The following is a 14,075-nucleotide window of genomic DNA, read 5'->3' as shown; positions in this document are numbered from 1 at the left end:
CAAACATCAAATTCGTAATTTCTAAGCTTGATTGTTACGCATTTAGATGCCTAAAAGCCAATATAATCATCAAATGCGTTGACGAAAGATATAAAATTGAGAAGATCTGCCGTTTTTAGAGGCAGGCAATGTCAGGAAAGGGAACCGTGCAATGAAAGCTCCGATTCGCAGCAATCCTATGCTCGAAAAGCTGGCCCCGCGGCCTGGCCGTTTCGCACTGCTTCCGGAGCTCACAGCGCGTCAGGAACTGGCGCTGTTCTGCAGGGCTCTGCATCGCGAGGGATATGATGATCATATCGCCGGGCATATCACGGTCGCTGAGCCGGATGGAACATTTCTGATCAATCCGTGGGAACTGGCGTGGGATGAAGTGACGGCCGCAGACATCATCCGGGTCGATGGGGATGGCATAGTGATTGAGGGGCAATGGAATGTCACGCCAGCGGTTGGCTTACATTTGGCGGTGCATAAGAAACGCCATGACCTGAAGGTTGTTCTCCACAATCATTCGCGTTGGGGGCTCGTGTGGTCGGCATCAGGCCGCGTGCCGCCGGTCTATGATCAGACATCGGGTCAGGTCGAAGGCGATCCGGTTTTCTATGACGAATATGCGGGCTCGGTCGATGGCGCTTCCGAGGCCGAAGCTGCAGCCGAGGCACTGGGGCAAGAAAAATGGGCGCTGTTGAAAAATCACGGCGTGTTCGTTGTTGGTAAAGATATTCGCCAAGCACATTTGCGCGCGATCACCTTAGAGCATCGCTGTCGACTGGCGTGGCACGTTGAAACATTGGGCGAAGGGCAGCCAATCACTGATCCCGAAACCCTCCGTGTGGCCCAAATGTCTGATGATCTTGGTTTTCCGTTTCTTTGGGAAGCCATGGCGCGCAAGGAAATCCGCCTGGATCCGCGCGTTCTGCAAGGTGATCCAACGAGCGCAATCAAGGGAAAAGCAAAATGACTGTTGCGGTGATCACGGGTGCGGCCAGCGGTATTGGGGCAGGGCTTGCACGCCATGCGGCATCGCTTGGCATGAAATTGGTGTTGGCCGATTGGGACGAGGGGGCGCTGAAAGAGGTGGCGGATAATCTCTCGACCGAAGCTATAGCTGTTCCGACTGACGTGCGCGATGAGGCCGCTGTTCAAGCTCTTGCTTTGTCCGCTTATGACCAGTTTGGCGAAATCGACTTGCTGTTCAATAATGCCGGCGTTCTCTCCAGCGGATTAAGCTGGGAAATTGATAGCACAACTTGGCAGCGCTCGGTCGACATTAACATCGGCGGCGTTGTCAATGTTATGCGGTCGTTTGTCCCGCGTCTGATCGCTGCGGACCGCCCGGCCCGTATAATCAATACGTCATCGGTGGGAGGATTTCTGACATCGCCGTTCATGGCTCCTTATTCAGCGACCAAATTTGCGATTGTCGCCATCACAGAAGCGATGGTCGGGGAACTGGCTGCGCTTGATAGCAAAGTTCAGGTCTCTTTGTTGGCACCCGGCCCGGTGAAGAGCGCGATTATGGACGAACATGCGCCAGCGCAAACGGCGAAGTTTATGACCGTTATGCGCGGTATGAATGACGAGCATGGCATGACGCCAGACGAATTCGCTCCGTTGGTTTTTGCTGCGATTGAACGCGGTGATTACTGGATTGTACCGCAGCCCGAAATATTGGATTCAGCCCTTCAGGATCGGACGGATATGATTTTGGAAAGAAGACCACCCTCAAGTTTTGACTTCACAAGCGGTGACGGAGAATAACGATTGATGCGCATGTTGGACTATATTGAAGGATCGTTGATCAATATGATCATATTGGATCAGGAAAGTATCTAAGCCCATGACCGAAAACACTGATATAGTCATCATCGGAGCCGGCTTTTCAGGGCTCTACGCGGTTCACAAGCTTCGTGAGACATATGATTTGATATGTTTTGAGGCTGGCGATGGTGTTGGTGGCACCTGGTATTGGAATCGCTATCCTGGCGCGCGCGTCGACATCGAAAGCGTCGAATATTCCTACGGTTTTGATGAGGAACTCCAGCAGGAATGGAAATGGCCGGAATATTTCTCGGCACAGCCCGATTTAGAACGATATGCCAACCACGTCGCTGACCGTTTTGATTTGCGTAAAGATATTCGTCTATCGACTGCTGTAAAGTCTCTCCATTTCGACCAAGAAAGCAATCGCTGGCACGTGCATTCGGCTAATGGTGATCATGTCATCTGCAAATATATCGTGGCCGCGACGGGAGCCCTTTCGGCGCCGAACATGCCAGATTGGCCGGGCCGGGACAAATATCAGGGCGAGATCTATCATACAACGCAGTGGCCGGACGAACCACTGGACCTGCAGGACAAGCGCGTAGGTATCATCGGCACAGGCTCGACTAGCATTCAGGCGTCCCCGATTCTGGCGGAACGCAGCAAACATCTGACCGTTTTTCAGCGTACACCAGCGTTCAGCATGCCTTCCGGAAACCGGCCTCTGGACGAGGAACATGAGCGCGAATGGAAAGAGAATTATAGCGAACGGCGCGCCCAATTGCTCGATACTTACGGTGTGTCTTTGATTGAATATCCTACCAAGGCTGCACAGGAATGTACGCCCGAGGAGCAAAAGGCAATCCTCGAAGAAGGCTGGCAATCCAAAAGCGCCTTTCAGCTGATGGTCGCGTTTACCGACGTAATGACGAACCGTGAGTCCAATGAAGTGGTCTGCGAATTTGCGCGCGGCAAAATCCGTGAAATCGTTAAGGACCCTGAAACAGCCGAAAAGCTTTGCCCGACAACCTACCCGATTGGCGCCAAGAGACTGTGCATCGATAACGGCTATTTCGACATGTATAATCGCGACAACGTAACGTTAGTGGATGTGAAGAACGCTCCGATCACCGAGTTTACAGAAACCGGACTGAAAACGGCCAATGCTGAATATGATCTGGACGTCATCGTGACGGCCACAGGGTTTGACGCTCTTACAGGGGCTCTGACCCGGATTGATGTTGAAGGCGTAGATGGACTTAAGCTCAAGGAAAAGTGGCAGGATGGACCTACCAGCGCTTTCGGATTCATGGTCGCTGGATTTCCTAATTTGTTCATGATCCATGGCCCGCTATCACCTGGTGCGCTGGCCCAAATGATTACAGCGGGCGAGTGGCAGGTCGATTTCGTTGCAGGTGTTATCGATGACCTTGAAAAGGATGGTTATTCGCGGATCGACACCACAGAAGAAGCCGAAGAGGGCTGGGCGGCGGAAGTGAATGGCGCTGCGTCCCAAACCGTCCATCATCTCGCTGAATCCTGGTACAATGGCAAGAATATCGAAGGGAAGAAAGGTGGCTTCATGGTCTATGTTGGCGGTTTTCCAAGATATCGCGATCTCAGTGAAACTGCGGTACGCAACGATTATGAAGGCTTTTTGAGAAGCTAGACATGTTGTGCCTTCGTCAATACTGGAGCGCTGAAACTTATGATTGATCCGCATATTCAAGCAATGCTGGAAGCAATGGCCGAAAGCGGCTTTCAATTGCCGGATCCACTTGAACCTGCATCTCTTCGTCTCATGCTCGACGCCCCAATTCCTGCGCCACCGGTCGAGATAGCTGAGCGACGAGACATATCAATCGATGCAGACGGTGCAGTCATTGCCGGGCGGTTATACCATCCCGCGCCAGAAGAGATTCTTCCCGTGGTCCTGTTCTTTCATGGCGGCGGCTGGGTTCATGGTAGCTTGGATACCCATGATCGATTGGCGGCTATATTGGCGGAACAAGGGGGATGTGCGGTGGTCTCCATTGACTACAGATTAGCACCAGAAAATCCGTTTCCGGCAGCATGGGATGATGCTCGAACGTCGCTACGCTGGATAAAAGACCATCACAGCGAACTGGGAATTGATGCGAGCCGAATTGCTTTTGCTGGTGACAGTGCCGGCGGCAATCTGGCCGCCGCATTGGCGCAAGCGGTGGCAGGCGATCCAACGATCGCGCACCAATTGCTTTTCTATCCTGTGCTAGACGGAAGTTGCAGTGGGCCATCCTTTGATGATGACCACCTCGGGTTTCTCTCATCCACACAGATGCGCTGGTATTGGGATCAATATGCGCCCGGTGATTTGCGCTCCGACGCACGGGCATCTCCCGCGGCAGCACCTATCGCACCCGGCACGCCGCCAGCGACAATCATAGTGGCTGGGAATGACCCGCTACATGACGAAGGGGTTGCTTATGCTGCCAAGCTCGAGGCTGCGGGCATTCCCGTCAATCTTCAAGCATATGAAGGTGCTATTCACGGATTTGCCAGTCTGTTCGGCATGATACCATTGGCCGACGAAGCGGTTGCTAATGGAACGGCCGCACTGAAAGCCGCTTTCGCTCAGCAATAACATTTGAAAGCCCGGATTTTGAAGACGGGCTTTCAACTGTTCAATCGCTCAATCATTCACTCCCAAAGCGTCTCTTGCTGCAATATATCCGAATGTTAGTGCCGGTCCAATGGTGACGCCGGCGCCCGGATAGCTCTCGCCCATCGATGAAGCAGCGTTGTTGCCCACAGCGTAAAGCCCAGCGATCGGCTTGCCTTTTTCATTCAACACCCGGGCACGAGCATCGGTTTGCAAACCACCGTTTGTACCGATATCGCCCGGATAGATGGGCATGGCGTAAAACGGACCTTTGTCGATCGTCGCCAGGCAGGGGTTTGGGGTGACGCTTGGATCTCCATACATTTTGTCATAGGCGGCGTCGCCTCGATGGAAGTCGGGGTCTTCGCCTTTGGCCGCATATTCATTGAAGCGGGAGATTGTGGTGTCCAGCGCAGCTGGTTCCATTCCGATCTGCTCGGCCAGTTCCCCAATAGTTTTAGCCTTTTTCATGATCGCCTGTACCGCCCCTTCTTGAAACCAGTCGGGTATCACAGGCAATAGCGGGCCAGCGGGATATTTGCGGCGATAGTCCGCATCGAAAACAAACCATGTTGGACTTGCATCGCCATGCTCCGCCTCCCGCTGGGCCATTTTCTGGCCAGTGATATGGTAGGAAGCTGCCTCGTTGAGATAGCGCTCACCCTTCTGGTTGACCATGATCCCGCCGGGCAGCGCGCGCTCCATGGTACAGAGCCTCCCGCCCACTTCGCCAGGCACGTACCATACGGGGGCCGCCCACGTAGATTGCATGTTCATCGTACCAGCACCAATGGCTTTCCCAGCAACAATAGAATCACCGGTATTGCCGGACGTGCCGCCTGAATAAATTGCATTCCGATAAAGTGGCGCGTTTTCTTCTCGCATTTTTTGGTTTTTGTCGAAGCCACCCGCCGCCAAAATAACCCCTTTCCGTGCCTTAACCCGAATATTGCGTCCTTGGTGATTGATGACCGCACCTTCAACCTTGCCCTTGGTTTCGATCAGTTCCTGCATCGGGCTTTGCAACCAGAGGGGGACATTTTTCTCGTTCAATGCCAGGCGGAGACCACCGACGAGTGCGTTGCCTTGGGTCAAGCGGCGATCTTTGTCGGAGGTGAAACGGAAAGGCCAGTCGAGCCAATAGTTGGCGAGCATCTTCGCCAATGTCATCCACCAGAATTTTGGGCGGAATAGGAACGTATAAGCTTCTCCAATATCCCAATTGATATAGCCAAACAGGCTGGCAGCGGCAGATGGGTGGCGCAAAGTTCTGATCGACGGATCTGTATATTTCTTGCCCAAGGGAAGCGGCAAATGGGTGCGATAACCGGTGGGGCTGCCGCCCGGGTTTTCGGCATGATAATCGGGATATGGAAAGGCGATATATTGCACAGGCGCATTGGCTTGCATCCAGCGGAGCATGTCCGCACCATTTTCCACATAGGCGCGGATATTCTCGTCCGGTACATTGTCGGCAGACAGCGCCCTGACATATTGGAAGGCCTCCTCGCTATTGTCCTCAAAGCCTTCAGCCTTGGCATTGTCGCTGTTGGGAATCCAAATGCCAGCACCAGATGTTGCGGAGGTGCCTCCCCAAAGCTTCTCTTTTTCTACGATCAATACTTCGGCTTTGTTGTTCGCCGCAACCAGCGCGGAGAGTAGCCCGCCGCCACCTGACCCGACCACCAAGATATCGACTTCCTTATCCCATACACTCATTATCCATGCCCTCTTTTGTCGGCCGGATGCCGCCGTTCCAATATCATATCTGTCCGCTCGCGTAGCCGGCCATCCAGAGACTCCGGTTGTGGAATTATCCAAAACTCGCCATGTTCTATCGCATCAAAAACCATGACTGCAAACTCATCGGGCATTTTCCCTTTGCGATCTGCTACGCCGCGCAACGATTGCCAGAATTCTTCAGATTCCTTCGGAGCGGCGTCCCGCATCAAATCGGTTTTGACGGCGCCCGGCGCGAGCAGCGATGTCCGGATTTTTGATCCCATTGACGCCAATTCCCCGGCCAAAGCCTCGGTAATAGCAACCACGGCTGTTTTGCTGGCCATATAGGGCGCCAATAAGGGAACGGAATAGAAGCCACCGACCGAGGCAGTGTTGATAATATGTGCCGGGCGATCAGCAGCGATAAGGCGGGGAATGAACGCGCGCATACCATTTACAATGCCACCGATATTGACGTCGAGCGACTGTTGCCAAGTTTCGGCGTCAATCTCCCAGCTGCGACCGGACGTCATTATTCCTGCATTGTTGAACAACATATCTACATCACCAAAGCGATCAAAAGCGGCATCGGCGAGAGCATTGATGCGATCCCCGTCGCTTACATCTACTGACATGATCAACGTGTCGGTTGGCAATTCGGATGCGAGGGCTCTTAAGCGCGGTTCATCCCAGTCCGCGAGCACGAGATTCATGTTTTTTGCCGCTGCATGCCGCGCTAGCCCGGCACCAATGCCACTTGCGGCACCGGTTATGACGGCAACACCACCGTCAATTTTTACGGATCTATTCACGTGCAATCACGAGGGCAGGTAAAGTTGTGCAGATTTTCCGCCATCCACCGGTAGGGCTACACCGGTGATATAGCTTGCGGCATCGGACAGCATGAACAGGATAGACTCTGCCAACTCATGGGGCTGGCCGCCGCGTCCCATCGGAATAGCTTCCGTTGTTTTTGAGGCAACTTCTGGCGCCTTGGCTGAGAAATCCTCGTTGGCCGCGGTTTGCACCTGTCCCGGCACAATGGCGTTGATACGGACGCCGGAACGCGCTGCTTCCATCGCGGCTACCGCGGTAAACTGGATAAGCGCCGCCTTTGATGCAGAATAGCTAGACATGAAGGGAGCTGCGCGAATGGCTGTGGTCGAGCTGATATTGACAATTGAACCTTTGCCCGCAGCAGTCATGACTTCCATTGCCGCCTTTGTGCCGACAAATACCGCGTCAGCATTGACTGCAAAGTCCTTGCGCCAATGGCCCAGCTTGAGTTTGGATATCGGGGCATAGTGGACCGACATCGCATTGTTGACCATCATATCGAGACGACCATGGCGTTTGGCGACATCGCTGATCAATGTAGCAAAGGCATCGCTGTCGGTTACATCCAGTTGATGCGCTTCGACTTTGCCACCCGCGGCTTCAATAGCCGCTCGGGTTGCTTCCAATTTTTCTTCGCCGCGCGCGCAGACAATCACAGTCGCGCCGCGCCGTGCAAGCAGTTCAGCGGTTGCCCGACCGATGCCGTCACTGCCGCCGGTTATGAAGGCAACCTGACCTGAAAAGTCCTGACTCATACTGATGCTCCCACTTTGTTCAATTTCGGATCAGGCTTGTACGGTGATTCAATACAGCTTGTGCCGCCCGGAGTGTACATCATAGTTACGCAACGATTGCAGGCGGTACAGCCTGATTGCGTAATGGCTCCCGTTTGCAGATCATTCACAAAATTGGGATCAAAGACGAGGGCCCGGCCCATAGCGATTGTGTCAAAACCATCTGCCATTGCGTCCTCGACGCCTGCTAGTGATTGCACACCACCAAGATATGCGAGGGGCATGTTCACATTGGCGCGCACTTGTTGAGCCAACTCGCGCAGATAACTCTCGCGAAAAACGACATCTTTTGGCGCTGTCAGAGATTGGATCCAGCTGCCGATTTTGACGACCGCGTTTCCGCCGCTGCCAGTCGGTGGCAACGGGGAACCGAACATCGCGGTGATGGATTCCACATTCAACCCATTGGATAGCACGGCCATATGCGCACCATCGGCTTCCAGCCTTTTGGCGACCGCTATACCATCGTCTATCTGATTGCCTTTGGGACCGTCAGTCATCGAATATTTTACGATAACAGCGAGGTCTTTGCCCACAGCATCGAGCACTTTTTTGAGAACCTCAGACGGAAAATTCATTCGCTTTTCTATTGAACCACCAAAGTCATCGCGACGCTTGTTATACACGGGAGACACGAATTGGCTCAGCAGATAACCGTGTCCCATATGCAATTCTACCGCGTCAAAGCCTGCTTCTTTTGCGCGGAGGGCGGCGGCGACAAATTCATCAGTCATCGTGCTTAGGTCATCGCGGTCCATCTTTTTCTTGAAATAGCGTCCGGACATGACGCCGACTTTGTTGAACCCGCCGCTTGATGAAAGGGGGCGGTTTGTCTTGAGCGTTTCCTTGTCGAGAAAGGTGAAGCTACCAGCATGCGTTATCTGTGCGCTTGCGGCAGCACCATGTTTGTGCACGCCTTCGGTAAGGGCACGGAAATCAGGGATGGAATCGTCATCAAGCACTGCTTGATCCAAAAAGGTGCGACCATCGGGAGAGGTTGCGCAATAGGCGACGGTCGATAGTGCGGCGCCGCCTTCAGCGATACGCGCATGGAAATTGGCCAAGCCTTTTGTCACAATTCCGCCTTTGGCCATTCCTTCGTTGGTGGCGGCTTTGACAAAACGGTTGCGCAGTTTGAGCGGACCGATTTGCAGGGGGCTAAAAGCTGATGTCATACTCGAATCCCAAAAATCCTGTTCAATTTGACGCATTTGCCGTTTTTACTGGCATTAAGTCAACAGAATGCGTAAAAATATATAAGAAAAATTACGAATATGATGAACGGAGAGCGAATTGAGCCATTTAAAGGATAAGGTCGCACTTATAACCGGAGCAGGTCAAGGTGTTGGGCAGGGTATCGCGCTGGCTTTGGCCGCTGAAGGGGCAAAGATTGCAGTGACCGGGCGGACGTTGGGAAAGCTTGAAGCCACGTGCAATCTTATTGAAGAACGGGGCGGTTCGTCCATTGCACTGGAAGCCAACGTCAAAAGTGCAGATGATCTTGCACGCATTGTCGATGAAACTGCATCCAAATTGGGTGGCCTCGATGTTTTGGTCAACAACGCGCAAGAAGTGCCGCTTGGTCCGCTTGATAAAGTTACGGACGAGGCTTTCACGGCCGGTTTTGAATCCGGGCCGTTGGCGGCGCTCCGGCTGATGAAACTTGCCCGGCCTCATATGGTAAAAGCTGGAGGCGGGGTGATATTCAATCTGGTTTCTTCGGCCGGCATCCGATGGGATATGGCAGGATATGGGGCTTATGGATCGGTGAAGCAGGCGATGCGTCCGCTGACGCGCGCCGCGGCTTCGGAATGGGGCGGTGACAATATCCGCGTTCTTTCGATAGCGCCACATGCGGAATCGCCTGGGATGAAATATTGGATCGAGAATAATCCGGACGAAGCAAAAGAGTTTTTCAAATCGATTCCACTCGGCCGGGTGGGTAAGTGCGAAGAGGATATTGGTCGCGCTGTGGCAAGCCTTTGTGCGCCCAACATGGCCTATTTAACCGGTGCGACCATTCCGCTGGATGGTGGGCAAGCCAATTTCGACTAGAGGATGTAAATGGAAAAAATATTTTGTGCATTATGGGGTGCTGACCCGCAAAAACTGCTGACAGAAGTCACAAAAAAGCTAGCGAATACTGGTGCGAAGAACATTCGGATCAATATTCAAGACGCTGCGGTTGAGGATGGCGCTGGTCTAATTCAAAGTCGCGGCGATCCGTTGCCCAACGCAATCCTGCAATTCTGGTTGTCGTCCTCGAACGAGATTTTCCGAAATGCTTGTGACGCGATCGTGAATGAATATTGTGATCGGTTCGATAGCTGGCTGGTTGCGGAATCACAGATCATCACCAATGAGAAGCATCCGCCGCAATCCGAGCAACGTTGCGCAGGCTTCTCTCAGATCGCTTTCCTAACGTTACCCCCGGGAATGGATTGGCAAGAGTGGCGCAATGTTTGGCGCGATTATCACACCCAGATTGCCATCGATACGCAATCAAACTTCGAATATGTTCAAAATCTGGTGATTGAACCGCTGACAAAGGGGGCTGTCCCATATGTCGCGATTGTTGAAGAGTGTTTTCCGATAGAGGCGCTAACCGATCCTTTTGTATTTTTTGATGCGGCAGGCGATCAGGAAAAATTTGATCAAAATCTTGCGGCAATGATGGAGAGCTGTGGGCGGTTTATCGCGCCGGGTACAATTGATGTATTCCCAACCAGTCAATATAATTTTGGATAATATTGATGATTTGCGTAATAAAAATAGCTTTCAATTCCGCAAATCTAGGTTATTTATCCGTTTGATATCAAAAATGCGTCGAATCGGGAGAGTATAGGCATGGCTGAAACCAAAGTAGCACTGGTGACCGGAGCAAGTCGCGGAGCGGGGGCTGGCATAGCTCGGGGCTTCGGTGAACTTGGCTACACTGTCTATGTCACAGGACGCACTATAACCCCAGGTGATGCAAGGGGTTGGGATGGAACGGTCCTGCCCGGCACGGTTGCGGAAACTGCGGCCAAGGTCACGGAGCTTGGTGGCAAGGGGATCCCGGTCATGTGCGATCATGGGGACGATGAGCAGGTCGCAGCGCTTTTTAAGCAGATAGAGGAAGAGCAGGGCCAATTGGATGTATTGGTGAACAATGCCGCTTATATTCATCATCAGTTGATCGAGAAGAAACCATTTTGGGAAAAGGAACTGGATGCCGCCAAAATACTCGATGTCGGATTGCGTTCTGCCTATGTTGCGAGCTGGCATGCCGCCAAGATGATGGTGAAGCAGGGCAGCGGTGTGATCGCATTCGGGTCTTCCTTTGGTGCCAGCTGTTATATGCATGGCCCAGCCTATGGTGCCCAGAAGGCGGGGCTCGACAAATTTGCGCATGACATGGAGCATGATCTTCGCGAAACTGGCGTGATGGCGGTTTCTATCTGGTTGGGGCCGCTGGTTACAGAACGTTCGTTGATCGCGCAGAAAACCAATCCCGAGCAATATGAGGGCTTTATTGAAACGGCAGAGAATCCGGAATTTACGGCGCATATATTGGATGCCATGGACAAGGCGCCCAATCGCGCCGAGCTGTCGGGGCAGACCTTGATTGGCGCGGAGATTGCCAAGGAGCTCGGCATAACCGATCGTGGGAAGGAGCGTCCCAGCTATCGAGACATGCTGGGTACACCTCCTACGAAAAACCCGGCTGCTGTTTACTAGGATTGCATTTTGACCAATATTGACCCTGTCTTTGCAGCCGTAACGGCTCCCGGTTCACCCTTTGAAATCGGCGAACGTGACGGCATTCAGCAATTCACAGCGGCTCCGCCCGATCTTAATATGTTGATCGATGCGGCACGACGTCACGGTGACAAGACGTTTATCGTTGAAGGTGAGAAACGCCTGTCGTTTGAAAATGTGTTTCAACTTCGTGATGCTTTGGTTGGCGCGCTTGAAATCGAACGTGGTGACCATGTGGCCATTTGTATGCGCAATCGAGCCGAATGGATGATCGCCTTTCTAGCGGTCCAACGCGCCGGTGGTGTGGCGGTTTTGGTGAACAGCAGGGGTGCGCCTGAAGAATTAGCGAGCGCCGTTGGTGATGTGGATGCTAAGTTGGTTCTGGCTGATTCCGAGCGCGCAGCATTGCTACGCGAAGGCGGCTATGCGGGCCGGATCATAGAAGCAGATGATTTTCCCAGTGAAGGTCCGTCATTGAGCGAACAAACGCCTGCCAATCCTGATGATCCTTGCGTCATTTTGTTCACGTCCGGCACGACCGGGCGGGTAAAAGGCGCAGTGCTTACCCATAAAAACCTGATTACCGGTCTTTTGTCGATGCAGCTGTCCGGTTTCATGGTGCTCCACAACATGGCAAACCAGATGGATGTTTCCGTGGAAACCATCCTCGCCAATATGCCGCAGCAGGCGGTGTTGCAGGTTTATCCATTGTTCCATATTTCCGGGCTTGGTTCAGCGTTTCTTTCGCCGTTATTCTCGGGCACGAAAATTGTAATCATGCGCCGCTGGAATGCAGCAGAGGCCATGAAGACCATCCAGGACGAGCAGATTACCCAGTTTACCGCAGTGCCAACCATGTTGTGGGACATGGTAAGCGCGGCCAAAAACAAAGGTGCAGATTTGGCTTCGCTTCGCAACATTGGCACGGGTGGCCAGGCGTTGCCGGTCAACCTGCTCGATGCCGTGCGGGAAATTTGCCCCCAAGCGGTGATGGGCACGGGCTATGGCATGACCGAAACTTCGGGCAGCGTGGCAATGGCGGTCGGTGAAGATTTCGTCCGGAATCGCGCATCGGCTGGCCGAGTGCTTAATTTGGTTGATATGAAAATCGTGGATTCTGACGGCCAAGCGCTACCCCAAGGCGAGCCTGGTGAGATCGTTGTGCGTGGTGCAATGGTTATGAAGGAATATTGGAACAATCCGGAAGCCACCAAAGAGGTGCTTGGCAAAGACGGCTGGCTTAACACTGGCGATATTGGTTATGTCGATAGTGAAGATTATGTCTTCATCGTTGATCGAAAGAAAGACATGGTGATCTCCGGTGGTGAAAATATCTATTGCGCCGAGGTTGAGCGAGTGATGAGCGAGATGCCCGAGGTCGCAGAATGCGCGGCATTTGGGATAGCCGATGAACGACTTGGTGAATTGTTGGTCGCTTTTGTTGTAGCCAAGGATATCAGCGAGCAAGCCATCATCGACACAGTCGGTATAAAATTGGCGAAATATAAAGCGCCGGGGGCGGTAAGATTCTCCGCTGAGCCGCTGCCACGCAATCATGTTGGAAAAGTAGATAAAGCAAAATTACGGGCCATCTGGCCCGAAATGACGGGAGAAAAAGCCTGATGGGAATGCCCACTGATATTGGTATTGTTGATTGTATGCTCGGTATTCCAGAAGCGGAAGACCGTTCGGAATGGTTCGAGAGCTTCAAGCCTTTGCTCAAGGATGAAGAGAGCCGCAAGATGTTCAGCATGCCTGCGCAATATATGTTCAAGGACGTTCCGCAGACGGGCAAAGTCGATGACTATGTCAGCTGGACCGTGGACCAGATGGACCGGTTTAACATTGAAAAAGCGCTGGTCGGGTGGAACGAAAATGAAACGTCCCGGAAAGCGCTTGCGAAATTTCCAGACCGTTTTGCGTTCGAGCTTCCTTGTGACCCGAACAAGGGCATTGACGAAGTCAAGAGGATCAAGCGCATCCATTCAGAAGTTGACCTTAAGGCCATCAGTGTATTCCCGTCTGGGACGAACCCGCAAGTCGCGATCAATCATAAATATATGTTCCCGCTCTATACGGCGGCTGCGGAGCTGGATATCCCGATCTGTATCAACGCAGGGATTCCTGGGCCGCGTATCCCTATGGAAACCCAAAAGGTTGAGCACCTCGATGAGGTCTGTTGGTTCTTCCCGGATTTGAAAGTCGTGATGCGACATGGTGCGGAACCATGGGAAGCTTTGGCGGTTAAACTGATGCTGAAATGGCCAAATCTCTATTATTCCACGAGTGCCTTCGCGCCGAAACATTATCCCAAGGCAATCATCGATTATGCCAATACCCGGGGTAGCGATAAAATCATATATGCAGGATATTTCCCGATGGGATTGAGTCTGGACCGGATATTCGGCGACATGCCCAAAGTGCCTTTCAAGGATGAAGTTTGGCCGAAATTTTTGCGTGAAAATGCGATCAAAGTTTTCGGGCTTTGAGTTAAGTGGGGGCTGGGAAGTCTGCTCCTTATCTAACCATCAACCGGCTTGCTGAGACAACCCCAGCAACCGGAGGCCACCATCTGGTGG

General features: G+C 52.8%; 13 protein-coding genes. 9 read left to right on the top strand and 4 right to left on the bottom strand.

Annotated features, from left to right (window positions below; all coding sequences use genetic code 11):
* Nucleotides 1-151: 151 nt before the first annotated feature.
* The 4 genes from ABJV08_RS14830 (at nt 152) to ABJV08_RS14815 (ending at nt 4,384) form a co-directional block, all read left to right on the top strand.
* Nucleotides 152-958 (top strand): class II aldolase/adducin family protein, encoded by an 807-nt coding sequence (locus ABJV08_RS14830; protein WP_348037301.1) that lies wholly within the window; start codon nt 152-154, stop codon nt 956-958.
* On the top strand, nt 955-1,758 hold the full coding sequence (locus ABJV08_RS14825; protein WP_348037303.1) for an SDR family NAD(P)-dependent oxidoreductase: 804 nt from the start codon (nt 955-957) through the stop codon (nt 1,756-1,758). Before ABJV08_RS14830 ends, ABJV08_RS14825 begins: the two co-directional genes overlap by 4 nt.
* A 79-nt stretch (nt 1,759-1,837) precedes the next feature.
* Nucleotides 1,838-3,430: an NAD(P)/FAD-dependent oxidoreductase gene (locus ABJV08_RS14820; RefSeq protein WP_348037305.1), complete on the top strand. Its 1,593-nt coding sequence runs from the start codon at nt 1,838-1,840 to the stop codon at nt 3,428-3,430.
* Nucleotides 3,431-3,469: 39 nt separating this feature from the next.
* A complete protein-coding gene (locus ABJV08_RS14815; RefSeq protein WP_348037307.1) occupies nt 3,470-4,384 on the top strand; it encodes an alpha/beta hydrolase in 915 nt (304 codons plus the stop codon).
* 48 nt (nt 4,385-4,432) lie between these two features.
* Here ABJV08_RS14815 and ABJV08_RS14810 read toward each other — a convergent pair whose 3' ends face one another.
* From ABJV08_RS14810 to ABJV08_RS14795, 4 genes are read right to left on the bottom strand one after another with little or no spacing between them, the layout of a single operon-like run.
* Entirely contained in the window at nt 4,433-6,121 is a 1,689-nt protein-coding gene (locus ABJV08_RS14810; protein ID WP_348037309.1) for an FAD-dependent oxidoreductase, read from the bottom strand.
* Nucleotides 6,121-6,936: an SDR family NAD(P)-dependent oxidoreductase gene (locus ABJV08_RS14805; RefSeq protein ID WP_348037311.1), complete on the bottom strand. Its 816-nt coding sequence runs from the start codon at nt 6,934-6,936 to the stop codon at nt 6,121-6,123. The genes ABJV08_RS14810 and ABJV08_RS14805 overlap by 1 nt, the downstream gene beginning before the upstream one ends.
* A 6-nt stretch (nt 6,937-6,942) precedes the next feature.
* Nucleotides 6,943-7,716 carry an SDR family NAD(P)-dependent oxidoreductase gene (locus ABJV08_RS14800; protein ID WP_348037313.1) on the bottom strand — a complete coding sequence of 258 codons (774 nt, stop codon included), beginning with the start codon at nt 7,714-7,716 and terminating at the stop codon, nt 6,943-6,945.
* Entirely contained in the window at nt 7,713-8,930 is a 1,218-nt protein-coding gene (locus ABJV08_RS14795; RefSeq protein ID WP_348037315.1) for an NADH:flavin oxidoreductase, read from the bottom strand. The genes ABJV08_RS14800 and ABJV08_RS14795 overlap by 4 nt, the downstream gene beginning before the upstream one ends.
* Before the next feature lie 118 nt (nt 8,931-9,048).
* On the opposite strand from ABJV08_RS14795, the gene ABJV08_RS14790 reads away from it, so the two are divergent.
* The 5 genes from ABJV08_RS14790 to ABJV08_RS14770 all read left to right on the top strand — a co-directional run bounded on the left by ABJV08_RS14790 (nt 9,049) and on the right by ABJV08_RS14770 (nt 13,985).
* The gene (locus tag ABJV08_RS14790; protein WP_348037317.1) at nt 9,049-9,810 is read left to right on the top strand and encodes an SDR family oxidoreductase; all 762 of its coding nucleotides are present in this window, start codon (nt 9,049-9,051) and stop codon (nt 9,808-9,810) included.
* Nucleotides 9,811-9,819: 9 nt separating this feature from the next.
* Nucleotides 9,820-10,503 (top strand): EthD domain-containing protein, encoded by a 684-nt coding sequence (locus tag ABJV08_RS14785; protein WP_348037319.1) that lies wholly within the window; start codon nt 9,820-9,822, stop codon nt 10,501-10,503.
* Between the two features lie 99 nt (nt 10,504-10,602).
* Nucleotides 10,603-11,475 (top strand): SDR family NAD(P)-dependent oxidoreductase, encoded by an 873-nt coding sequence (locus tag ABJV08_RS14780; RefSeq protein ID WP_348037321.1) that lies wholly within the window; start codon nt 10,603-10,605, stop codon nt 11,473-11,475.
* A gap of 9 nt (nt 11,476-11,484) precedes the next feature.
* Nucleotides 11,485-13,119: a class I adenylate-forming enzyme family protein gene (locus tag ABJV08_RS14775; RefSeq protein ID WP_348037323.1), complete on the top strand. Its 1,635-nt coding sequence runs from the start codon at nt 11,485-11,487 to the stop codon at nt 13,117-13,119.
* 5 nt (nt 13,120-13,124) lie between these two features.
* Nucleotides 13,125-13,985, top strand: coding sequence for an amidohydrolase family protein (locus tag ABJV08_RS14770; RefSeq protein WP_348037325.1), 861 nt, complete (start codon nt 13,125-13,127; stop codon nt 13,983-13,985).
* The last annotated feature ends 90 nt before the right edge of the window (nt 13,986-14,075 follow it).

Origin of the sequence: Parasphingorhabdus sp., from assembly GCF_039982395.1 — a bacterium.
Classification (GTDB): Bacteria; Pseudomonadota; Alphaproteobacteria; order Sphingomonadales; family Sphingomonadaceae; genus Parasphingorhabdus.
The sequence above is the reverse complement of the archived record's forward strand: the minus strand, read 5'-3'. Positions and strand labels throughout refer to the sequence as shown.

Bases quoted from the DNA above. Each gene is read 5' to 3' on its own strand.
- ABJV08_RS14830 (WP_348037301.1), top strand. From the start codon at position 152: ATGAAAGCTCCGATTCGCAGCAATCCTATGCTCGAAAAGCTGGCCCCG.
- ABJV08_RS14825 (WP_348037303.1), top strand. From the start codon at position 955: ATGACTGTTGCGGTGATCACGGGTGCGGCCAGCGGTATTGGGGCAGGG.
- ABJV08_RS14820 (WP_348037305.1), top strand. From the start codon at position 1,838: ATGACCGAAAACACTGATATAGTCATCATCGGAGCCGGCTTTTCAGGG.
- ABJV08_RS14815 (WP_348037307.1), top strand. From the start codon at position 3,470: ATGATTGATCCGCATATTCAAGCAATGCTGGAAGCAATGGCCGAAAGC.
- ABJV08_RS14810 (WP_348037309.1), bottom strand. From the start codon at position 6,121: ATGAGTGTATGGGATAAGGAAGTCGATATCTTGGTGGTCGGGTCAGGT.
- ABJV08_RS14800 (WP_348037313.1), bottom strand. From the start codon at position 7,716: ATGAGTCAGGACTTTTCAGGTCAGGTTGCCTTCATAACCGGCGGCAGT.
- ABJV08_RS14795 (WP_348037315.1), bottom strand. From the start codon at position 8,930: ATGACATCAGCTTTTAGCCCCCTGCAAATCGGTCCGCTCAAACTGCGC.
- ABJV08_RS14785 (WP_348037319.1), top strand. From the start codon at position 9,820: ATGGAAAAAATATTTTGTGCATTATGGGGTGCTGACCCGCAAAAACTG.
- ABJV08_RS14780 (WP_348037321.1), top strand. From the start codon at position 10,603: ATGGCTGAAACCAAAGTAGCACTGGTGACCGGAGCAAGTCGCGGAGCG.
- ABJV08_RS14770 (WP_348037325.1), top strand. From the start codon at position 13,125: ATGCCCACTGATATTGGTATTGTTGATTGTATGCTCGGTATTCCAGAA.